Source organism: Fulvivirga sp. AWR4_260 (genome assembly GCF_056158185.1).
In genome coordinates this window covers 2242826-2269361 of sequence record NZ_JBSWSU010000015.1, presented here as the reverse complement: position 1 = coordinate 2269361, position 26536 = coordinate 2242826, and the positions used below count along the sequence as shown (strand labels likewise).

General features: G+C 40.7%; 9 protein-coding genes. All 9 read right to left on the bottom strand.

Features of this window, described 5'->3' with window-relative positions:
- Window positions 1-6: 6 nt before the first annotated feature.
- A complete protein-coding gene (locus ACXACQ_RS15825) occupies window positions 7-17565 on the bottom strand; it encodes an Ig-like domain-containing protein (protein ID WP_474976936.1) in 17559 nt (5852 codons plus the stop codon).
- Between the two features lie 780 nt (window positions 17566-18345).
- A complete protein-coding gene (locus ACXACQ_RS15820; protein ID WP_474976935.1) occupies window positions 18346-18666 on the bottom strand; it encodes a hypothetical protein in 321 nt (106 codons plus the stop codon).
- 224 nt (window positions 18667-18890) lie between these two features.
- Entirely contained in the window at window positions 18891-19928 is a 1038-nt protein-coding gene (locus ACXACQ_RS15815; protein ID WP_474976934.1) for a serine hydrolase domain-containing protein, read from the bottom strand.
- A gap of 291 nt (window positions 19929-20219) precedes the next feature.
- Window positions 20220-20957 (bottom strand): SDR family oxidoreductase, encoded by a 738-nt coding sequence (locus ACXACQ_RS15810; protein ID WP_474976933.1) that lies wholly within the window; start codon window positions 20955-20957, stop codon window positions 20220-20222.
- A gap of 76 nt (window positions 20958-21033) precedes the next feature.
- Window positions 21034-21903 (bottom strand): AraC family transcriptional regulator, encoded by an 870-nt coding sequence (locus ACXACQ_RS15805; RefSeq protein ID WP_474976932.1) that lies wholly within the window; start codon window positions 21901-21903, stop codon window positions 21034-21036.
- 105 nt (window positions 21904-22008) lie between these two features.
- The gene (locus tag ACXACQ_RS15800; RefSeq protein ID WP_474976931.1) at window positions 22009-22722 is read right to left on the bottom strand and encodes a hypothetical protein; all 714 of its coding nucleotides are present in this window, start codon (window positions 22720-22722) and stop codon (window positions 22009-22011) included.
- Window positions 22723-22900: 178 nt separating this feature from the next.
- The gene (locus ACXACQ_RS15795; protein WP_474976930.1) at window positions 22901-24586 is read right to left on the bottom strand and encodes an RluA family pseudouridine synthase; all 1686 of its coding nucleotides are present in this window, start codon (window positions 24584-24586) and stop codon (window positions 22901-22903) included.
- A 67-nt stretch (window positions 24587-24653) separates the two neighbouring features.
- Window positions 24654-25574, bottom strand: a complete 921-nt coding sequence (locus tag ACXACQ_RS15790; RefSeq protein WP_474976929.1) for a helix-turn-helix domain-containing protein — start codon at window positions 25572-25574, stop codon at window positions 24654-24656.
- Window positions 25575-25595: 21 nt separating this feature from the next.
- Window positions 25596-26504, bottom strand: a complete 909-nt coding sequence (locus ACXACQ_RS15785; protein WP_474976928.1) for an SDR family oxidoreductase — start codon at window positions 26502-26504, stop codon at window positions 25596-25598.
- Window positions 26505-26536 lie beyond the last annotated feature (32 nt).

Here is a 26536-nt window from a genome sequence, read left to right as displayed (position 1 = left end):
ATTTTTCTAGCGTTTCAATACCATATATCCACTTAGTGGTTCTCTTCCATCTTTTATGTCTATTACATAAAAATACGTTCCATCCGGAACAGAAGAGCCTGACAGTATCAACTTGCCGTTGGTGTCACCACCCCATGCATTATTATCATTGTTATAAGAACTGGTTTCCCAAACTAGGTTACCCCACCTGTTAAAGATTTTAACCTCATTATCAGGGTACGCCTCTATTCCAATGATAACCCAGGTATCTAAATTGCCATCATCATTAGGAGAGAAACCTTTCATTGGCTCTAACCTACAATTATCACTATCTAAGTAATCTGGAATATTATCTCTATCACAATCTCCATCTCTACCTTCATCGATAGTCAATAGGCCATCATCATCATCATCATCATCTTTATAATCTGGTTTTCCATCAGCATCTGTATCCCTAGGCTCGTAATTCAGGCCATTGCCTCCCTCATCTTCATCAAATGCATCATCAATTCCATCAGAATCACTGTCTTCACCTGATGGCTCTGCCCCCATAGGCGCCTCATACCAATCCGGAATTTCATCATTATCTGAGTCTGTATCCAAATAATCGGGAGTTCCATCTTCATCTGAATCTGTAGCATTAGTTGCTGGGTTATTATCTCCATCTTCATTATCGTCTTCAACACTATCTGGTATACCATCATTATCGCTATCAGGATCTAGAACATCTATCACTCCATCACCATCAGTATCAACCTGACTGCCTACCAGCAGTACCACTACAGCACTACTGCAAAGCGAAGGACTTCCGTTATCACAAACCTCATAAGCAAGGCTATCAATACCTTCAAAACCATTATTAGCGTTATAAACAATATTACCTGATGCATCTATGGTAACAACTCCATGAGTTGGAGATTGAATCAATTCAGTACTAAGTATCAGAGAATCTCCATCAACATCATAATCATTCGATAATACATCTATAGCCGTAAATCCTGACGAAATAGTATCGTTGACAGCCACAGGCTGATCATTAATTGGTAACACAGCGATTTCAATAATTGCATCATTAGAGACGTTTCCATAATTATCACTCACATAATAATTAATGTCAGCCGGCCCATTATAATTTTCCGAAGGAGTAAATATAACTTCTCCATTTGGCTGTAATGCATAGCTACCAATGCCATCAATTAATAAAGGAGAATTTATATTTCCTGTATTTAAAGTATCTGCTGGGTCAACAAGTATAATTGAACTGACTTCTAGTGTGCCTTCCACATCTGTATCATTCAATAGCAAATTCGGAATCGTTAAAGCTTCATCTTCATTTACAGTAAAACCTAAATCATCTGCAGCCACCGGCAAAGTAGTGTCTATAGCTAATTCATCGGTTGTTGCATCTGTTATAGTATTGCCGGCTCCGTCAACTGTAACCACTTCTATGTCATAAACACCATCAGGCAAACTACCCTCACTCAAGTCAAGTGTCCAGTTTCCTTCTCCATCACTTGTTAACTCTGAAGAAACACCTAGCGTATAGGTCACACCATCTACGGTCACCATCAAGGAATCTGCAGCATTTTCATCAAAAGTACCTGTGATAATTGGCGAGCTATCATTAGTAGATAGTTCATCTACAGTAGGCACGCCCGGGCCTGATGTATCTATTACTAATTCATCAGTAGTAATATCATTGGCTATATTGCCAGCATTATCTGAAGCTGTAAGCGTAATATCATAAACTCCATCAGATAAAGAAACACCACTTAAATCCAGCGACCAATTTCCTACCCCATCACTTGACAATTCTGCATCTACACCTAAAACATAAGTGACACCGTTTATTTCTACTGAAAAATAATCAGTATTGGCCTCATCAAAGGTACCTACAATTAAAGGTGTTGAATCATTAGTGGTTAATGGGGTAACCTCCGGAATGGCAGGTGCTTGAGTATCAATTATTATCTCATCAACCGTTACATCCGATGATGTATTTCCTAAACTATCAGTAGAATTAACTTGTACATCGTAGATTCCATCGCCCAAAGTCTCATTACTCAAATCAAGCTCCCAATTCCCGGCTCCATCGCTGGACAACTCCGGATCAACACCCAATGTGTATACTACGCCATTAATTTCAACCGTTAAGGAATCCGTATTAGCTTCGTCAAAAGTTCCTGTTATTATTGGTGAAGCATTGTTTGTCTCTTGATCATTTACCGTAGGGCCTAACGGTCCAGAAGTATTAATAATGAGTTCGTCACTTGTTTCATCTGCGGAAGAATTTCCTGCCGCATCTATCGTTGAAACAATCACTTCATAAGTTCCATCTACCAAAGTCTCAGCACTTAAATCTAATGTCCATATCGAATCACTCACTGATAATTCAGTATCCACTCCTAATTCATAATCATTGCCCATAAAAGTGATTATTAATACATCAGTATCCAGGTGATCAAAAGTACCCGTTATAATAGGTGATGAATTATTAGTAACCTGTGCATTCACTGTAGGAGTATCAGGGGCTTGTGTATCAATCACTAACTCATTTATAGTAGCGTCAACACTAGTATTTCCTGCCTCATCTGTGGTAGATACTACAACATCATATGTACTGTCTGGAAGTACTGTCGTACTCAAGTTTAGAGACCAATTACCTAGGCCATCACTACTTAATTCTGTATCAACACCTAGTATGTAGGTTATTCCATTAATTACAACGGCCAATGAATCTGTATTAGCCTCATCAAAAGTACCTGTGATAATCGGAGAGCTATCATTAGTAACTAAGGTATTAACTGTAGGCCTAGCCGGAGCAACGCTGTCAATAATCAACTCATCAATTGTACTATCAACCGCATTATTACCATTAGCATCTGTTGAACTAGCTACTACATCATAAACACCATCTGTCAAAGAGTTAAAGCCCAAATTCAAGGCCCAATTACCATTTCCATCAGTAGTTAATTCAGGGTTAGCTCCTAAAGTATATTTAATTCCATTCACCGTTACTTCAAATAATTCTGACGACAACTCATCAAAAGTACCTGTTATGGTAGGCGAAGAATTATTAGATATTAAACTATTAATAGTAGGCTCAGCTGGTGCAGATATATCATTTACTTGTATGTCAGATTTAACTGTATTTGAAGCCAGATTATTATACACAGTAAATAACAGCGTTCTTATACCCTCGGTAGGATTTTCATCATCCAAATGCCCGTATTGAACAGTGGCTATCACACCTTCTAGTGCATCTATATCCATCCCTCCTCCTGAAGCATCAGTAATATTAAATGTAGAGTCATTAGTATTATAATCAACATTATAACTTTCTGTACCAATATTAACTACCACTGTTTGAGGATTGGCTAAGTTAAATGTCTCACCGCCTATGGTTATGATCTCAGAACTTCCATCTTGGATACCATCAACCCCTATTACCAGCCTGCTTATATCAGAATTATCTACATCTTCAATGAAAACGTCAGTATCCGTCACATTACTATTTGCATCACCCGAATTATATTCAACATAAAAATTACCATCATCAACCCCACCACTGCTATTATCTTCATCTAATGAAATAACTGGAGCCTCATCTAAATTAGTGACACTTACTTCTATAGTTTCGAAGTCAGAATTTCCAGCATCATCAACCACCACCACATTAATCACATAAATATTGTCACCATCAAAGTCTATTGGATTTTCAAAATCTGGTGCATCAATGAAAGTAATTTCACCCGTATTTTCATCGATATCGAAAAGGCTGGCATCGTCACCGGTCAATGAAAAACTATGGCTATCACCATCATCAAGGTCAGTAACAGATGCTGTAGTTACCAAAACATTACCCTCTACAACTTCTGTATCCGAAACTGTTAATACCGGAGCATTATCATTATCATCCGTTACACTCACCACCCAGCTTTCACTGGCCGTATTGCCATCTGCATCGGTAGCAGTGATCGTTACTTCATAATCATTATCGCCATCATTATCTAAAGGAGTTTCAAAGTCCTGAGCAGCCAATGTCACCACTCCGGTGCTCGCATCGATAGTAAACAAACCACCATCAGCACCACCTACACTATAGGTCACGCTGCCCACGGGGCTGTCTCCACTTAAGCTTGGCGTTGGGCCAGTATAAATGCTGTTCTCTGAAATATTATCATCACTTATCGCATCGATAGTGAAGTTCGCTACTTCTGCATTATCATCGGTGACACTTACGATCCAGCTTTCACTGGCGGTATTGCCATCTTCATCAGTAGCAGTAATTGTTACTTCATAATCATTATCGCCATTGCTGTCCTGCGGAGTTTCAAAGTCCTGAGCAGCCAACGTCACCACTCCGGTGCTCGCATCGATAGTGAACAAGCCGCCATCAGCACCACCTACACTATAGGTCACGCTGCCCACGGGGCTGTCTCCACTTAAGCTTGGCGTTGGGCCAGTATAAATGCTGTTCTCTGAAATATTATCATCACTTATCGCATCGATAGTGAAGTTCGCTACTTCTGCATTATCATCGGTGACACTTACGATCCAGCTTTCACTGGCGGTATTGCCATCTTCATCAGTAGCAGTAATTGTTACTTCATAATCATTATCGCCATTGCTGTCCTGCGGAGTTTCAAAGTCCTGAGCGGCCAATGTCACCACTCCGGTGCTGGCATCGATAGTAAACAAACCACCATCAGCACCGCCTACACTATAGGTCACGCTGCCCACGGGGCTGTCTCCACTTAAGCTTGGCGTTGGGCCGGTATAAATGCTGTTCTCTGAAATATTGTCATCACTTATCGCATCGATAGTGAAGTTCGCGACTTCTGCGTTATCATCCGTTACACTTACTACCCAGCTTTCACTGGCCGTATTGCCATCTTCATCAGTAGCAGTGATCGTTACTTCATAATCATTATCGCCATTGCTGTCCTGCGGAGTTTCAAAGTCCTGAGCGGCCAATGTCACCACTCCGGTGCTCGCATCGATAGTGAACAAGCCGCCATCAGCACCACCTACACTATAGGTCACGCTGCCCACGGGGCTGTCTCCACTTAAGCTTGGCGTTGGACCGGTATAAATGCTGTTCTCTGAAATATTATCATCACTTATCGCATCGATAGTGAAGTTCGCTACTTCTGCGTTATCATCGGTGACACTCACGATCCAACTCTCACTGGCCGTATTGCCATCTGCATCGGTAGCAGTAATCGTTACTTCATAATCATTATCGCCATTGCTGTCCTGCGGAGTTTCAAAGTCCTGAGCGGCCAATGTCACCACTCCGGTGCTGGCATCGATAGTAAACAAACCACCATCAGCACCGCCTACACTATAGGTCACGCTGCCCACGGGGCTGTCTCCACTTAAGCTTGGCGTTGGACCGGTATAAATGCTGTTCTCTGAAATATTATCATCACTTATCGCATCGATAGTGAAGTTCGCTACTTCTGCGTTATCATCGGTGACACTCACGATCCAACTCTCACTGGCCGTATTGCCATCTGCATCGGTAGCAGTAATCGTTACTTCATAATCATTATCGCCATTGCTGTCCTGCGGAGTTTCAAAGTCCTGAGCGGCCAATGTCACCACTCCGGTGCTGGCATCGATAGTAAACAAACCACCATCAGCACCGCCTACACTATAGGTCACGCTGCCCACGGGGCTGTCTCCACTTAAGCTTGGCGTTGGGCCGGTATAAATGCTGTTCTCTGAAATATTATCATCACTTATCGCATCGATAGTGAAGTTCGCTACTTCTGCGTTATCATCGGTGACACTCACGATCCAACTCTCACTGGCCGTATTGCCATCTGCATCGGTAGCAGTAATCGTTACTTCATAATCATTATCGCCATTGCTGTCCTGCGGAGTTTCAAAGTCCTGAGCGGCCAATGTCACCACTCCGGTGCTGGCATCGATAGTAAACAAACCACCATCAGCACCGCCTACACTATAGGTCACGCTGCCCACGGGGCTGTCTCCACTTAAGCTTGGCGTTGGGCCGGTATAAATGCTGTTCTCTGAAATATTGTCATCACTTATCGCATCGATAGTGAAGTTCGCGACTTCTGCGTTATCATCCGTTACACTTACTACCCAGCTTTCACTGGCCGTATTGCCATCTTCATCAGTAGCAGTGATCGTTACTTCATAATCATTATCGCCATTGCTGTCCTGCGGAGTTTCAAAGTCCTGAGCGGCCAATGTCACCACTCCGGTGCTCGCATCGATAGTGAACAAGCCGCCATCAGCACCACCTACACTATAGGTCACGCTGCCCACGGGGCTGTCTCCACTTAAGCTTGGCGTTGGACCGGTATAAATGCTGTTCTCTGAAATATTATCATCACTTATCGCATCGATAGTGAAGTTCGCTACTTCTGCGTTATCATCGGTTACACTTACTACCCAGCTTTCACTGGCCGTATTGCCATCTTCATCAGTAGCAGTGATCGTTACTTCATAATCATTATCGCCATTGCTGTCCTGCGGAGTTTCAAAGTCCTGAGCGGCCAATGTCACCACTCCGGTGCTCGCATCGATAGTGAACAAGCCGCCATCAGCACCACCTACACTATAGGTCACGCTGCCCACGGGGCTGTCTCCACTTAAACTTGGCGTTGGACCGGTATAAATGCTGTTCTCTGAAATATTATCATCACTTATCGCATCGATAGTGAAGTTCGCTACTTCTGCGTTATCATCGGTGACACTCACGATCCAACTCTCACTGGCCGTATTGCCATCTGCATCGGTAGCAGTAATCGTTACTTCATAATCATTATCGCCATTGCTGTCCTGCGGAGTTTCAAAGTCCTGAGCGGCCAATGTCACCACTCCGGTGCTCGCATCGATAGTGAACAAGCCGCCATCAGCACCACCTACACTATAGGTCACGCTGCCCACGGGGCTGTCTCCACTTAAGCTTGGCGTTGGACCGGTATAAATGCTGTTCTCTGAAATATTATCATCACTTATCGCATCGATAGTGAAGTTCGCTACTTCTGCGTTATCATCCGTTACACTTACTACCCAGCTTTCACTGGCCGTATTGCCATCTGCATCGGTAGCGGTGATCGTTACTTCATAATCATTATCGCCATTGCTGTCCTGCGGAGTTTCAAAGTCCTGAGCGGCCAATGTCACCACTCCGGTGCTCGCATCGATAGTGAACAAGCCGCCATCAGCACCACCTACACTATAGGTCACGCTGCCCACGGGGCTGTCTCCACTTAAGCTTGGCGTTGGGCCGGTATAAATGCTGTTCTCTGAAATATTATCATCACTTATCGCATCGATAGTGAAGTTCGCGACTTCTGCGTTATCATCGGTGACACTTACTACCCAGCTTTCACTGGCCGTATTGCCATCTTCATCAGTAGCAGTGATCGTTACTTCATAATCATTATCGCCATTGCTGTCCTGCGGAGTTTCAAAGTCCTGAGCGGCCAATGTCACCACTCCGGTGCTCGCATCGATAGTGAACAAGCCGCCATCAGCACCACCTACACTATAGGTCACGCTGCCCACGGGGCTGTCTCCACTTAAGCTTGGCGTTGGGCCGGTATAAATGCTGTTCTCTGAAATATTATCATCACTTATCGCATCGATAGTGAAGTTCGCTACTTCTGCATTATCATCGGTGACACTTACGATCCAGCTTTCACTGGCGGTATTGCCATCTGCATCAGTAGCAGTAATTGTTACTTCATAATCATTATCGCCATTGCTGTCCTGCGGAGTTTCAAAGTCCTGAGCGGCCAATGTCACCACTCCGGTGCTCGCATCGATAGTGAACAAGCCGCCATCAGCACCACCTACACTATAGGTCACGCTGCCCACGGGGCTGTCTCCACTTAAGCTTGGCGTTGGGCCGGTATAAATGCTGTTCTCTGAAATATTATTATCACTTATCGCATCGATAGTGAAGTTCGCGACTTCTGCGTTATCATCGGTGACACTTACGATCCAGCTTTCACTGGCCGTATTGCCATCTGCATCAGTAGCAGTAATTGTTACTTCATAATCATTATCGCCATTGCTGTCCTGCGGAGTTTCAAAGTCCTGAGCAGCCAATGTCACCACTCCGGTGCTCGCATCGATAGTAAACAAACCACCATCAGCACCACCTACACTATAGGTCACGCTGCCCACGGGGCTGTCTCCACTTAAGCTTGGCGTTGGGCCAGTATAAATGCTGTTCTCTGAAATATTATCATCACTTATCGCATCGATAGTGAAGTTCGCTACTTCTGCATTATCATCGGTGACACTTACGATCCAGCTTTCACTGGCCGTATTGCCATCTGCATCGGTAGCGGTGATCGTTACTTCATAATCATTATCGCCATTGCTGTCCTGCGGGGTTTCAAAGTCCTGAGCGGCCAAAGTCACCACTCCGGTGCTCGCATCGATAGTGAACAAGCCGCCATCAGCACCACCTACACTATAGGTCACGCTGCCCACGGGGCTGTCTCCACTTAAGCTTGGCGTTGGACCGGTATAAATGCTGTTCTCTGAAATATTATCATCACTTATCGCATCGATAGTGAAGTTCGCTACTTCTGCGTTATCATCGGTGACACTTACGATCCAGCTTTCACTGGCGGTATTGCCATCTGCATCAGTAGCAGTAATTGTTACTTCATAATCATTATCGCCATTGCTGTCCTGCGGAGTTTCAAAGTCCTGAGCAGCCAATGTCACCACTCCGGTGCTCGCATCGATAGTGAACAAGCCGCCATCAGCACCACCTACACTATAGGTCACGCTGCCCACGGGGCTGTCTCCACTTAAGCTTGGCGTTGGACCGGTATAAATGCTGTTCTCTGAAATATTATCATCACTTATCGCATCGATAGTGAAGTTCGCTACTTCTGCATTATCATCGGTGACACTTACGATCCAGCTTTCACTGGCGGTATTGCCATCTTCATCAGTAGCAGTAATTGTTACTTCATAATCATTATCGCCATTGCTGTCCTGCGGAGTTTCAAAGTCCTGAGCAGCCAATGTCACCACTCCGGTGCTCGCATCGATAGTGAACAAGCCGCCATCAGCACCACCTACACTATAGGTCACGCTGCCCACGGGGCTGTCTCCACTTAAGCTTGGCGTTGGGCCAGTATAAATGCTGTTCTCGGAGATGTTGTCATCACTTATCGCATCGATAGTGAAGTTCGCGACTTCTGCATTATCATCGGTGACACTTACTACCCAACTCTCACTGGCCGTATTGCCATCTTCATCAGTAGCAGTGATCGTTACTTCATAATCATTATCGCCATTGCTGTCCTGCGGAGTTTCAAAGTCCTGAGCGGCCAAAGTCACCACTCCGGTGCTCGCATCGATAGTGAACAAACCGCCATCAGCACCACCTACACTATAGGTCACGCTGCCCACGGGGCTGTCTCCACTTAAGCTTGGCGTTGGGCCGGTATAAATGCTGTTCTCTGAAATATTATCATCACTTATCGCATCGATAGTGAAGTTCGCTACTTCTGCGTTATCATCGGTGACACTTACCACCCAGCTTTCACTGGCCGTATTGCCATCTGCATCAGTAGCAGTAATTGTTACTTCATAATCATTATCGCCATTGCTGTCCTGCGGAGTTTCAAAGTCCTGAGCAGCCAATGTCACCACTCCGGTGCTCGCATCGATAGTAAACAAACCACCATCAGCACCACCTACACTATAGGTCACGCTGCCCACGGGGCTGTCTCCACTTAAGCTTGGCGTTGGACCGGTATAAATGCTGTTCTCTGAAATATTATCATCACTTATCGCATCGATAGTGAAGTTCGCTACTTCTGCGTTATCATCGGTGACACTTACCACCCAGCTTTCACTGGCCGTATTGCCATCTGCATCAGTAGCAGTAATTGTTACTTCATAATCATTATCGCCATTGCTGTCCTGCGGAGTTTCAAAGTCCTGAGCAGCCAATGTCACCACTCCGGTGCTCGCATCGATAGTAAACAAACCACCATCAGCACCACCTACACTATAGGTCACGCTGCCCACGGGGCTGTCTCCACTTAAGCTTGGCGTTGGACCGGTATAAATGCTGTTCTCTGAAATATTATCATCACTTATCGCATCGATAGTGAAGTTCGCTACTTCTGCGTTATCATCGGTGACACTTACCACCCAGCTTTCACTGGCCGTATTGCCATCTGCATCAGTAGCAGTAATTGTTACTTCATAATCATTATCGCCATTGCTGTCCTGCGGAGTTTCAAAGTCCTGAGCAGCCAATGTCACCACTCCGGTGCTCGCATCGATAGTAAACAAACCACCATCAGCACCACCTACACTATAGGTCACGCTGCCCACGTGGCTGTCTCCACTTAAGCTTGGCGTTGGACCGGTATAAATGCTGTTCTCTGAAATATTATCATCACTTATTGCATCGATAGTGAAGTTCGCCACTTCTGCATTATCATCCGTGACACTTACGATCCAGCTTTCACTAGCCGTATTGCCATCTGCATCGGTAGCAGTAATCGTTACTTCATAATCATTATCGCCATTGCTGTCCTGCGGAGTTTCAAAGTCCTGAGCGGCTAAAGTTACCACTCCGGTGCTGGCATCGATAGTGAACAAGCCGCCATCAGCACCACCTACACTATAGGTCACGCTGCCCACGGGGCTGTCTCCACTTAAGCTTGGCGTTGGACCAGTATAAATGCTGTTCTCTGAAATATTATCATCACTTATCGCATCGATAGTGAAGTTCGCTACTTCTGCGTTATCATCCGTGACACTCACCACCCAGCTTTCACTGGCCGTATTGCCATCTGCATCGGTAGCAGTGATCGTTACTTCATAATCATTATCGCCATTGCTGTCCTGCGGAGTTTCAAAGTCCTGAGCGGCCAAAGTTACCACTCCGGTGCTGGCATCGATAGTGAATAAACCACCATCAGCACCGCCTACACTATAGGTCACGCTGCCCACGGGGCTGTCTCCACTTAAACTTGGCGTTGGACCGGTATAAATGCTGTTCTCTGAAATATTGTCATCACTTATTGCATCGATAGTGAAGTTCGCTACTTCTGCATTATCATCCGTGACACTTACGATCCAGCTTTCACTAGCCGTATTGCCATCTGCATCGGTAGCAGTAATCGTTACTTCATAATCATTATCGCCATCATTATCTAAAGGAGTTTCAAAGTCCTGAGCAGCCAACGTTACCACTCCGGTGCTCGCATCGATAGTGAACAAGCCACCATCAGCACCACCTACACTATAGGTCACGCTGCCCACGGGGCTGTCTCCACTTAAGCTTGGTGTTGGACCGGTATAAATGCTGTTCTCTGAAATATTATCATCACTTATCGCATCGATAGTGAAGTTCGCTACTTCTGCGTTATCATCCGTGACACTCACCACCCAGCTTTCACTGGCCGTATTGCCATCTGCATCGGTAGCAGTGATCGTTACTTCATAATCATTATCGCCATCATTATCTAAAGGAGTTTCAAAGTCCTGAGCGGCCAAAGTTACCACTCCGGTGCTCGCATCGATAGTGAACAAGCCGCCATCAGCACCGCCTACACTATAGGTCACGCTGCCCACGGGGCTGTCTCCACTTAAGCTTGGCGTTGGACCAGTATAAATGCTGTTCTCGGAGATGTTGTCATCACTTATTGCATCGATAGTGAAGTTCGCTACTTCCACCAAATTGGTAACAGTAACCGTTATTGCTTCATTATCTGTATTACCTGCAGCATCTGTTACCACCACAGTCAACTGATATACATTATCTCCATCATTATCTAAAGGGGTTTCAAAGTCTGGAGCATTCAAAAACGATAAGTCTCCTGTGGAAGAATTAATACTAAACAAACCGGCATCAACGCCTGTCAAAGAGTAGGTTTGAGTATCACCGTTATCTGCATCATTAGCTGATACGGTTTCTACAAATGTATTGCCTTCTTGAATGGTCTCGCTAGTGGCAGTTAATACGGGTGAATTATCGTTAAGATCATTAATGTTAATGGTTATAAAACCAATGTCGCTTAGTCCATCATCATCAGTAACTGTTATTTCTAAAGTAAAGGTGGTATTAACTTCAAAGTCTATTACACTGCTTTGGGCTATTGTAATTTCACCAGTAGCTGCGTTTATAGCAAAGCCTCCCAAATCATTACCAGAGGTTATAGCATAATTAACAATATCATTATCACCATCTTGCGCATCAACAATAATAACACTTGTTCCGTTGGCTAAATTTTCATCTATAGCTACAGTTTCATCTTGAACTTGAGGAGTATCATTTTGCCCATTTATTGTTATTACCAAGTTGCTGTTGGCCATACCTCCATTATTATCCGTTACCACGTATGTAAAAGTCTCTGACAAGGTAGCGCCATTAGACAGCCCTTGCACTGCTGGGTTAGTATTATCTAACTCATATACATAAGTCCCATCCGGCTGCCAATATAATGTACCATAATCACCAATAGTGACCCCATTGCCCGAAGCATCTATTGACAATACTTCCAAGTCGTCTCCATCAATATCTGTATCGTTAGATAATAATCCACCACTACCATCAAACTGATTAACAGAAACTTGATCTTCCATAATACTATTGGCATCAGAAGATGCAAAAGGATTATCATTAACCGGAGACACCGTAATTGTTACTTCAGCATTGTCACATGAGGCGTTAGGATTTTCATCATCACATACCTGATACATAAAACTCACCACACCATTATATTGCGGGTTAGGAGTATATGTGAAAGCGCCATTGGTCCCAAGAGAAAGGGAGCCATTTACAGCGGCAGATCCTCCATCAATAAGCGAATAAGTTAATGATGCTGGTCCATCATCAGGATCACCATCATTTTCAGACACATCTCCCGACAACCCATCATCTTCATTTACAGTATAGAAATCGTCTCCTGCAATGGGCGCAGCATTCCCTCCATTAGGATTAACGGTGATATAAACCATAGCCTGAGCACAATCATTACTGTCATCACAAACTTCGTAAGTAAAGTACAGCTGACCGGTATAACCTGCATTAGGTGTTAAATTCACTTCCCCCGTATTCGGATCATAATTACCCCCGGCATTACCTCCCAAATTACCCGCATCAGGAATGCTGTATGTATGACTAGTATCGTCCACATCAGTAACCCCTACAGAAAGGTAAAAAGTAATTGGTTGCCCTGCTAAACCGGATTCGTACACATCGTCAGCTAATGGGGCATCGTTCACCTCCAAAACGTCAATAGTAACCGTTGCAATATCACAAGCAGGAACAGGGCTATTATCATCGCACACTTGATACTGAAAAGAGACCGTTCCTGAAAAATTATCATCAGGAGTATAAGAATATGTACCGTCAGGGTTAAATACTAAAGAGCCATTATCAACTGCTGATCCTCCATCGTAGATGGTATAACTTAAATCAGCCGCTAAATCATTAGCATCACTATCATTAGCAGAAACATTAACCCCGCTGAGCGTTTCATCTTCGTTAACCGTTTCATTATCAGCCACAGCCTCTGGTGCGGCATTAATTGTAATATTTAATGTTGCCGAAGAGCAAGCTCCCTTATCGTCACAAACAGTATAAGTATAGCTGTCACCAGTGGTATTTCCTGCATTGGGAGTGTAGGTATAACTACCATTGGCATAAATGACTATAGTTCCTCCTGCCAAGTTGTATGTACCCGGAGATTGAATAGTTAATTCATCGTTTTCCGGGTCTGTATCGTTCGCTGTTATAACATTACCACTAACAGGTGTATCGCTATTTGTGGATGTAAAATCATCCTGAGCTGAAGGAGTACCGTTGTATGTTAAAATTAAACTTGCGCTAGTACATGATGGGGCGCCAACTCCAGGAATGTCACATACATCATATATAAATTCGTACTCTCCTATAAAGTTAGCATTAGGAACAAAGGAAAACGTTCCATCAGAATTAATAGTTAAATCTCCCTCAGCACTATTGTATGTACCGGCATTGGTCACTTCTAATGTTTGACCCTCCGGATCAAAATCATTTGTGAGGACATTGCCAGTTTGTGTATCTCCCTGATTAACATCAAACGTGTCATCGGTGGCAACCGGTGTATTAGCTTCGTAAACGTAAATAACCAGATCTTGATTTACGCACTCAGGCACATTATCACATAACTGATATTCATGTGTAAACAATCCAGTGAAATTGGCATCAGGGTCAAATGTAAAATCACCATTGGCACTAACATTTAAAGTCCCTATCCCGATTAAATTAAAAGTTCCGAAATTATTAACTGCAATAGGATCTCCATCCACATCAGAATCATTGGTCAATAAATTGCCTGATACATCAACGTCTTGTTGTGTTGAAACACTGTCTTTTACAGCCACAGGAGCATCATTAACAGCAATTACATCTATAGTTATAGTCTCACTATCACATAACTGAGGGTTACCATCGTCACAAACTTGATAGTCAAAGTCTACAATACCGTTGTAATTCTCATTAGGCTCATAGCTATAATTACCATTACTACTAATTGTTAAAACTCCATTCGCTGCAGCAGAACTACCATTTGCCAAACTAAATGTTAAATCTTCGGTATCATCATCTACATCAGTAACCAATGATACTAATGATGAATTTAATATTTCATCTTCATTCATTGAAGTAGACGATGCAGTAGCCACCGGGGCATCATTAACAGGTGATACGGTAATTGTTACTGTAGCCTCATCGCATAAAGAAGAGGGATTATCATCACACGCATTATATCTAAAGGTAACTTGGCCATTAAAGTTAGTTGCTGGCACAAATGTATATGTCCCGTTGCTATTAAAAGTTAAGGTGCCCTCCGTAGCGGGATCAGGTTCAGTGCCTCCTACTAAAGCGAATGTTAAATTCTCACCATCCGGATCATAATCATTGCTGTAAACTTCACCATTGAGTGTTGTCTCCTCATTGGTAGACCTAGCATCATTACCCGCTACCGGGGCGTTATTAGCCGCACCTATATTAAGTGTAACTGTGGCTATGCTACATGCTTGTGGATCATAATTATCACATACCTGATATTCAAAAGTAACAAGGCCGGTTTCTCCTGTACCCGGAGTATAATCAAACGTTCCATTGGCGTTAACATGCAATACTCCCGTACCTGATAATGAATAAGGGTAACTGGTATTTATACTAATAGGATTTCCATCAGGGTCCGAATCATTGAATAATAGGTTACCTCCAACCACTTCATCTAATCCTGTGTAATAATAGTCATCCACTGCTAAAGGAGCTTCATTTACCTCTAGCACCTCAATATTAACCGTAGCCTGACTGCAAAGTGAAGGTGAATTATCATCACACACTTCATAAGTAAAAGAGTCATCACCCACGAATCCTTCATTAGGAACATAGTCAAACGAACCATCAGGATTTAAAGTAAGGTTACCATATTTTACATTAACAATTGGGACTGTATTTACTTGTAAACCATCTCCCTGTGCATCAGTATCATTGGTTAAAACATTCTCGGACAATGTTACGCCTTCATTAACTGAAAAATTATCATTAGTGGCAGTAGGTGCTTGGTTAACACTTGCTCCAATAGATATATTGACAGTGGCAACACTACATTCAGTCGTACCTGTGGGTGCTCCATCATCACATACTTCGTAAACGAAACTATCTTGGCCTTCATAACCATTATTAGGAGTATAAGTGTAATTACCATTAGCTTGAAGTATTAATGTACCATGTGCCGGAGGAGTTACTGGCGTAGGATTAACCGTTAATGGACTGCCCTCTGTATCATAATCATTGGCCAATACAGTTCCGGTTGTAACTGTATTGGCTGCGGTATTTTTAACATCATTAATTGCATATGGAGCATCATTCACGGCATTAATAGTAAGCGATACTGTAGCCTGTCCGCACAAGCCACTGTTATCACACGCCTCATAAACGAAACTATCTGTCCCTGAAAACTCTGCTGTAGGCGTGTAAGTAAAGGTGCCATCTGGGTTCATTTCTACAGTACCGTGGGCCGGCCCAGACACAGGTACCGTCTGCAATACAATATTATCCGACAAATCAGGATCAGAGTCATTATCCAACACATTGGCCTGATAAGGTTCATCTTCATTTAAGGTATATGAATCATCAATTATATTTGGCGGACAATTGGTTACTATTTCGTAAGTAAAACTTTCAATTAATGAATAGGTGTACCACCAAGAATTAATTGTATTGACATCTCCATAATTAGAGTTAGTCCATACGTGACCTGGAGAAACTTCGCCATCTAACTGTGTAGCACCAGCACCAGCTTCTGTTATATTTTGATCATCGTAATATATCAGCGGTGTTGAACCTGCAGGTCGCTCTAGCCCCACATCAAATCCCTCTTCATTGAACTCTGCATCGTAAATAGGAAAGTTAGTAAGCCCTGAAATGATACTTACCTGAGCAGTAAATTTAGTGCCTACGGGTACGGGAAGGCCATCACCATTATTACCATCCCAAGAAATGACATTTTCACCCGGATTTAAATTGCCTACTATAATTACATCTTCGGTGTTATAATTAGGGCCTGGATTTCCGTCCAAATCAATCAAAATTTCCGCATAAGCCACCTTATTGGTAGCAAAGATAATTTTGTACTCTTCAGTAGGGCAACCAGTGATATATGGCTCTGATGTTAAATATGCTGGTTCACCAGAAGGGAATAAATCTTCATCCGGATTATTCAGAAACAAAGGGTATTCGGCAAATACAGACCTAGTTTCTACTGATTTTCTTGTTTCTTCAAATGCCCCCACAGTACTCACCCCTGATTTATTACACATTACTGTAAACAAATAAGGTCGCATACCATTTAAATCAAGCGTAGTCACCACACTATCAGCAGTATACGCATAAAACTTAGACCTAGCTTTACCATTTTCGCTAACGCCATCTCCAAACTCCATCATGGTTAACTCCCAAAGTTTTGACCACAACCTTCCTGTTCGTATTTGAGCTCCCGAAGCCACGGTTACATCCAAATATTTCATGGTCCAAGAAGGAAAGCTACCATCTCCTGCAGTATCACCATTTCGACTAAACTCAATGTAATAATCACCTATTTGTGTAGGACTAAAACTTAACGGAACGTAACCCGCTGCCCCCACCAAGGCTGTTGGGCCAGCTGCAGCTTCATTATAATCATCGATGTAACCTGCTTCACCAGGAGCAGGTAAGAGCTGTCCTGCTGCCCCTCCATATACTATCACGCCATCACTGCTTCTAACCACTCTAAAGCGAATATTATTTATACGCGGCCCGTTGAAGTTATTAATACCATCAAAAGGTTTACCAAAACCCATATAGATTCTTTCTCCGAAGTTTTTGATGGTGACATGAATCCTCTCATCATCATTGGCTCCATAAACACCCCAATCGCTGTTTCCTGAAAATGTGGGGGCACATAAAGTACCACTTGGAGCCTCTCCTTGAGGCTGCAACTCTTTAGTACCTTCTGAACGAGCTGAAAAAAAAGATCCGATTAGTAAAAAAATGGTGAGTAGATGTTTGCGCATAGGTTAAATTTTAAAAAAGGCTCTTATTTCTATAATTTAAGCATGTTTTTTTTTGCCTATAATAATCATCAACAACAAAATATTACAGAGGCAAAAAACCAGACTATTAAAAGATGTTTTTAAAATAATAAATACTTTAATAGTTGATTTTGCACTTTTAAAACATGACGTGAACTAAACAAATAATATTAATTCAACTAAAATGAAAGGTAGATCTGAGCTGATATAGTAGAAGAGAAACAATGAATCAAATTATTCAACTAAGCCTTTAAAAGGTACATCTGTACAATGACCACACAAGATTCATTTTGCCGGTTTATGCATGAAACTCAAAAAACATCTTACTGAAAGGCTCACTATTAGGCACTATTTCAAGAGTTTTTGAGGTCATAGCATAAGTATCTTTACTTTTTAATGCTCGGAACTACACTCAACATAATCATTTCATTTTCGCAAAAAGATTGCCAGCATCAACTCCTTGCATTGAAAAGTATATTGTGCAGAATATTTAGATTTGAAAACGTACTTTAAATGGTTTAAAGCAAAATTTAGGGACTAAGCTTAAGCTTATTAGGGGAAAATAATAAAAGAGCAGTGTTTCCGTGAAATGGAACAAATTCCGCTTCATAGACCAGCGAAGAGTAATTCATGTAATATCAGGACACAGGCATCGTGTTCTTATATTGATAAAACGGCAGAACTTATAAGTGTTTTGAATTACCAAGACTTACACGTTATTGTGATAATGCCAAAGCAATTTCGAATATCAAAATCTATATTTTATTTAGTAAAACAAGATGCGCTTAATGGAATTACTAAAGTGGTTTTAAGAGATTTCAATTTCTCGTTTAGTATCTTTATTTCAACTTCTGAAAATTGACAAAAAGTAGAAGGGCTGATAAACACCACATCAGGAGTAAATTCAAACAATGGACTGGTCAAATCCATCTTTTCTAAAGCATAATCTAACCCTCTTGTTATAATAACTTTAGGTTGGTAGTAGGTTCTATTTACATAATCGAACATTACATTACGCCACTCACTACCATCGCCAATTAATAAAACCTTTGTAAACACTTTATTTGTCAGTAAACAACTCATAGCTAATCTTTTAATTGTACAAGACAATATCTTTGCCACATCATTTTAAACATTGTTTTTGAGTATTTAAGACGGCTAAATCGTCTACTAAACCGATAAAACTATTTTTAGAAATTTCTTAAATAGGGACTACATTCCGCTGCGTAGAACATTAACTAAGTTTTCAGTCTATAGGTTGGAGGGCATTTGCATTTGGGGCTAATAAACTCAGGTAAGTTATGTGACTACTTGCCGTCTTTTAATATCTCAACTATTCTGCTGTACATGATTTCCGACATACTCCAGTTATACCCATCAAAATTCACAGTATTTGTAAATTGTATCACCACCGCGTCAATATCAGGATGGTACTTTGCTATGGTTTGATAGCCAGGAATTAAGCCTGTGTGCTCATACTTATAAATGGAAGTATATAGGTTTTGTTCCACCTTATCTGTGAAAACAGAACCATCATTTAAGGCTCTAATAAAGCGGCTTAAATCTTCAGCGGTGGCAAGCATCAGTCCATTATCATCAGTTTTTAAATCATTATCATAGCCAACGTAGTAGCCGCTCATAACTTCATCCAAATTGACTTCTTTAATGGAACCATAGGTATGATAAAGATCGAGTGGAATTAAAATCTTTTCTTTTATGTATTCGAATTTACTCCCTCCGGTGGTCTTTTCTATTAACTTGGAAAGCAATAAATAGTTGGTATTACTGTATTCGTAGTTAGTATTTGGTTCAAAATTAGCCGGCAAGCCAAGGACTAAAGCCAAGCGCTCGTCATCACTTTGCTTTGGATACATCCAATAGTTTTTAGTATCTGTGTAATTAGGAATACCACTGCGGTGCTGTACCAGCATTCTCACGGTTATTTCATTAGCATTTTCGATACTATCGGCTATTTTAGGAAAATAGTCTGCTACGGTCTTATCCAATGATAAATCTCCTGCATGAACCAATTTTGTGATAGCCAAAGCCGTATAGAGCTTGCTTACGCTAGCAATTTTAAATAGTGCGTGTGGGTCAGCTGGTATTTTGTTTTCTCTGTTTTTATAACCCGCTGTAAAGAATTCCGAATGATTATCTTTTGTATTTACGCAAACAACAATGCCATCAAAGCCATAATCAGCAGCTTTATCTACTTGCTCCTGTACTGAATCGGGCAAAGGAGCTAACCAAGCCATTACAATTGGCCAAGGAACATAGTATAAAGATACAGCTGTACTTACGAACAATATAATTCTAAATATTTGCTTTGCCTTTAGCTTTGTCATTTGACTCTAATAAGTACCCTCAGATTACTTTTTACTACAATAACCATCTTTTAATTAGTGCAATATAATAAATTACGTCAAATTGTAGATTCACGAAAGTTATACCAGTGTAGTGTCACTTAACTCAATATAGCAATACTGTTTAACGGTAAGGACTTAGTTAAGAAACACGGCAGAAATCAATTGAAACTTATATGAATACGGATTATAATAGCTTTCTACAATCCGCATTCATATACCTTAATAGTTGATTAATCATTAAATAGTACTGCAGATATCCATAATAAATGCCTACCAAGGAATTTCACCAGATTGAGGGTTAATCTCTTCACAGAAAAACTTACCTGAAGGACCATCTGCATCTAGCAACGCATATTTAGTCACCCTTTTTCCTGCATCTTGTACGGTACCCGTACCACGATTACCATTAAAATCAGTTTTGGTAAAACCTGGACAAACCGCATTTACTTTAAACAGTGTGTCTTTTAATTCATAAGCCAAATTAACGGTATACATATTTAATGCTGCTTTGGACGACTGATAAACCGCTCCCTTGAAATTATAATATTTGGATGTTACATCTGAGGCTAATGCGATAGATCCTTGTCCTGAACTTACATTTACGATCCTTGGAGCCTGAGACTTATGCATAAGATCTACAAATGCTTGTGTAACCCGAACTACTCCAAACACATTAGTTTCATAAACCGTATGAAATTGGTCAATAGTGGCTGTAAATGCATTTTGAGGTTGCCCTCCGCTTATACCGGCATTATTAATAAGTATATCTAAAACACTTACTTTCGATCCGATAATATTCCTTGCTTCTGCCACTGACTCACCATTGCACACGTCTAATTTTATTACTTCTACATTTTCTAAACCTGATGCCTTAAGTTCATCTACCGCTTTTTGACCTTGCTGTACATCACGGCTACCTAAATAAACATAGACTCCGTTTTCTAAAAGTAGCTTTACAGTTTCTAATCCTATGCCTTTATTTGCTCCTGTTACTAATGCTGTCTTCATTCTTATATTTTTTAATGAGACAGCAAAGGTCAGCTAACAGGCTGAACTCTTAGCAGGACTAATCACTTCATATACCCTACAAATCTTGTATATCAGTCAAATAATGGCTAACGGTTTTTCCTGTATTCTTTTTAAACAATCGTGAAAAATAATCTGGATCAGTAAAGCCAAGTTGATAAGCCAACTCTTTTACTGTAACATTAGAGTAATGTAATATACGCTGTGCTTCTAAGATCAAACGATTAGTAATAAATTCCTTTGGCGATACCCCAGAAAATTCCTTCACAATATTATACAAAGCATTAGTACTTACCGATAATTTATCGGCTATGATATTCACTGTAGGCTGTTCTGTCAAATGCTCTTCTACTGCACTTTTAAAAGCTATATATTTCTCAATTTTCCTCGAATGAGTATTTTCCTGATCTATATGTTTAAAATAAGCTGTATCAAACTCTGTCATGATAGAATTAAGATGCGCCAAGATGATATTAGCATTTTTATCCTCATCCGCCAGATGCAACACTTGATTCAAATTACTAATAAGCGCTTTTACCCGCTCTTTAGCACCTTCATCAAAAGAGATTAGTTGAGTGTTTAAAGGGTTAATCAAAAAAGAGAATTTTTGAGGAAGCATTGACAAGCAGTGCTCATCAAAGCTCACCTTAAAGTATTCTATATCCTTCTTATTTGATGGCAATGTATGTATCTGGTTGGGTAAAACAAAAAGCAACTGACCATCATTGACCACCTGCTCTTGCAAATCAATTTTGTGAGCTGATGTACCCTTAATTACAAACAGAAAAAAGTAGAAAGATACTCTATGGGTTTTTAACAGTTTTTCTAAAGCTTGAGGTGGTAAATGGGTATCGCCATTTGCACTAACTCTAATGTTTAGTTTCTGATGCTGCCTTATATCATTTAACAGATTTTCGGTCTCTTCCATAGGCTAACTATTGTCACTATATTTATACACGGTTAATTTCTGATAAACTCCTTTGCCTATTGAGACTACTATTATCAGGTCAAAACCAAAATTTATTGATCACTTTTAATGACTCGAATTTAAAAAATACTCGTATTCATTTCTTGTAAGTTTAGTGGATCGATATGGCGTTGCAATAAGAGCATTGTCATCCATAGATTCCTCCAACAAACTTGATAACAACGACACTTGAACGGTTTTGGCTTCTACATCAGTAAAATAGTAGAGATAGTTTTTGAATTTGTCTTTAGCTAAAATCACCAAGTTACTTCTTAGACCTTCAGAATAATAATTGACATAGTCAGGCCCCTGCTCTGCTTTTACCATACTTCCTTTTGCAGTATACTCAGCATCAACACAGCCATGTTCATAAATTTTCACATCAATAGTATCTGGCCATATAAATTGATGGTTGTGAAGAAAACTAAAATTCAAGTCAGTGGAATAACAATCCGGTGCCCCACCATCAAAACTGTGTAAATCTAAGGGTATGTTAAAAGTAAGATCATTATAAGTCACTTCAACTAAATCCCTTATAAAAAGCTCTTCCACCATACTACCAATCAAGAAATTAGGAGACTTAGTTTTAATAAGCTCTTTTCGCAAACTGTCTTGTCCAGCCTCAAACTTTTCAGCAGCATCTGCGCCTGCATTTGTTTGGACAAGACTATCACTACTCTGCTGGCTTGCGCCCATTTTCTCTTTAGACATGGAATTGTTATTAGAACAAGAGCAACATATTAGAACAGCCACTACAACAACCAAGTACCTTATATTCATACGATTAACTTAAAAAATATTTATCAAAAATAAGCAGAATAATAATATTACACATATCTATTTATTACCCTTAACAAGGCTTGTTCATGCTTCACCTCCATTTGCTTAATAAGAAAATTAGTGAATTAATTCGTTATATAATTTAGATTGTGGAGTTGAATACGCTTCTGTCATCCACCTATGAAACAAAACTAGCAGGAGCACTTATCTCCATTTCTTCATTGGTGACTGGGTGAATAAATTTAAGATAAGCCGCATGCAAATGAAGCCTATTAGACCTAGTACCGTAAAGATCATCTCCCACTATTGGCGTATTGAGGCCAGATGCATGAGCTGCATGCACTCTCAACTGATGCGTACGCCCCGTTATAGGATAAAAATGCACTAGCGTTTTTCCGTTTACTTCTCGCACTTTCTCCCATTTAGTTACTGCATTTTTTCCATGTTCATAGCAAACCAATTGCTGAGGTCTATTATCAAGGTCTACACGCAATGGCAAGTTGATTACTCCTGAATTCTGCTCCAATACACCGTCAAGCAAGGCTTCATATCGTTTAGTTATCGTGCGCCTTAAAAACTGAGACTGCAGTTGTTTATGAATATTTTTGGACTTTGCCACCATTAACAATCCTGAAGTAGACATATCTAAACGATGAACCAATAACGGCCCGGTGGCACTTGGGTATAATGCTTCAATTCTTGTAAATACAGAGTCATATACATTTTTACCCGGTACGCTCAAAAATTCCGAAGGTTTATTGACCACCAACATGTGGTCATCTTCATAAACTATTTCTAAAGAACCTATACTTTCGGAAGCCTTTAACATAGGATTTTCTTCCACCTCCAAGCCTTGCAGCATATGTGCTAAAATAGGCTCACATTTGCTACGGCAAGCCGGATAAAACTGTTGATGGTTACGAACTTCGCTCTTAGGAGACGCTCCCCACCAAAACTCCCCCATGGCTATGGGCTGAAGGTCATGCTCAAATGCAAAGTTTAGCAACCTAGGCGCTGAACAATCTCCCGCCCCAGCAGGTGGAATAGCCTGTTCTTTTTCACTGAATATGGAAAGCAAACTTCTCGTTTCTTTCTTTGCATTTAGAAATTTATAATCTGTAAAAAGTCGCTTTTGTAACTGACCTGAACGCTTCTTACGCTCCTCTTTCAAGGCCTTTATTTCATCAGTAAACTGCTGTAGTGCTTCTTCTGCTTCCTTTATTTTGTATTCCCAATAGGTCTTACAATCCTTAAGCGTGAACTGCTCCTTTCTACTTTCGTCTGACAACTTCTCTTGCAAGCTTAACAATTCCTCTGCATTCATTTTGCTTTCTGCCTTACGCCTTACCTCTTTTCTTTCTGCCTTACCGACCTTAATTTCTGCCTTTATTCGTGCTATATCTTCTACTGAAGTCTTCTTTTGGAGCTCAAGAAAATCTTTTGCTGCGCCATATTCCTTAGAATTTTCAATGGCTTCTATCTCCCTATTAAAAGCATTTAACTCTTTCTCCTCCTCTTTAAAATAACCTGCAGCATCTAATATATCATAAACAGGAGGCACAAAACCTTCATGATGTGTTTTGTTAGCCAGCTGCCCTGAAAATGCAGCTAGATACCTCAATTGACCCTGATTATCCTTTATTACCAAAACACCAAACATTTTCCCTATGGGTAAGCCTTCTTTACTTTTATCTAAACCAAAATTATGATTATGCCTTCCATCGGCAATTTCTGCTTGAAGCTCCGCAGCTGCAATTTTCACCAAAGGGTGTGGTTCATAATAAAAAGGAAATGTAAATTTCTTCGGCAGCTCTATACCTTCTGTAGATGCAATAAAGGTTCTTATGTGTTTGTTCAGTTCCATGCTATGCAGCAAAGTTCTGCTTATTACTTTAAAAATGAAAAGCTTGCGCCTTTTGCTTCAGAAAATTCTACAAACCCCTGAATGCTTTAGGCGTAACATGAGTTTTACTTTTAAAGAATTTACTAAAAGAAGTGGCATGTTCAAACCCAAGAGAAAAAGCTATTTCACTTATAGTTTGCTCCTTATGCATCAGCTTCTCTTTGGCCAATGAAATTAATTTGTCATGAATGTGTTCTTGTGCATTATTACCCGTAACAGACTTCAGCAAACTGCTTAAATAATTGGGCGAAAGATTAAGTTGGGAGGACAAATATTTTACTGTTGGCAATCCATTTAAATCAAGGCTGTTTTTATTAAAGCATTTTTCCAATGCTGCCTCAAACTGAATTAAAATACTATCTTTTTCAGTCTTGTGCATAAGAAATTGACGATGGTAAAACCGATTGCTATAGTTCAGTAGTGCTTCAATAAAAGAAATAATTATCTCCAGACTAAACGCATCCTTCCCTACTTTTAACTCATTAGCTATAATTTCAAACAGTTGAAGCATTGACTGCTCCTCTTCTTTATTTAAGAATAGTGCTTCGTTAATAGCATAAGAAAAAAACTCATAGCCTTTTATTTTCTCTCTTAGATGAGTGTTGGTCATATACTCTGGGTGAATGTATAAAGCCCACCCAGAAGTATTATTACCAGTGTACTCGTTACCAGAAACAGGGCCATGTACCTGCCCCGGAGCCATGAAATACATCACTCCTCCTTGTAAGTTTGAGTATTGTCGCTGACCGTAATCGTACCGTTTTTCAGCATTCAGCTTTAATGTTATACTATAAAAATCAAATACTCTTGCCTGCTGTAATGCTTCAGGTAGCTTTTCTAATTCATCCAGTTTAACGATGCCTATTTTAGAATTGCAACTATAATTAATACCTAACAGCTCCATGAGCTGAGAAATATTTTTTATTCTAAATGGCACCTTACTAGACATATAGTAAAACTAAAATTTACATCATAAAGAATTATACATATCAGCAAATTCCTTTGAAAAATCAGCTAAGCGCGAACTTGCCCATTCGGTTTTATTTGCATTATAATCATCATAAAAACTACCTGTATGAATACTTTGATTCATTTCTACAAATTGCGTAGCCACGCTTTCGTTCATACCGTGCTGCATATAAATATCCAACTGCTCTTTGCCTGAAATTATATCCCATGTCAACTCATCCAGACCAATACTTTTGCCCAATATGCTCGCCAAAGCATTACAGCTGATTATTTCACTTACAACATTGTGTACCTGCTTCCCTCCTACGTTACTTTCTAAACTTTTGACAATGGCCTCTGCAATATCATAATTAGAAACCCAAGCCACTTCATCACCTGCTCCATAATTAGACTTTATAACACCCTCATTTTTAATTTGATGCATGTACAAAAACAAGTTTTTAAAGTATCCGGCAGGCCTGATAAAACTGACACTTACATTATCTGGTAAAGTTCTGAAAATCTGCTCTCCATAATAATGCACTTTTATCAAACCGTTGCCAGAAGCCTTTTCAGCGCCTATGCTACTTAAATAAACCACATGTTCAACACCTGCCTTTTGAATAGCCGACACATAACAATAGGCATACTTTTTTGCCCTTTCTACAATGGCGTTTGCATCATTTTTAGGATCAGAAAAATTGCCATAAGGCGCCAACATACAATAAACAGCATCTGCACCCGTAAATGTATTGACCAAAAAATTTTCATCATCCATGCTACCCACGGCCGGTGTAGCATGGAGCTTTTTTATTGCGTCTACCTTATTTTCATCCCGAGTAACCACCACTACCTCATGATCATTCGCTACCAACTTATTAATAAGAGGATTACTCACATAACCTAAAGACCCTGTTACCACTACTTTCATATCTATCTATTTTTTAGCAAAGCTACTAGCTG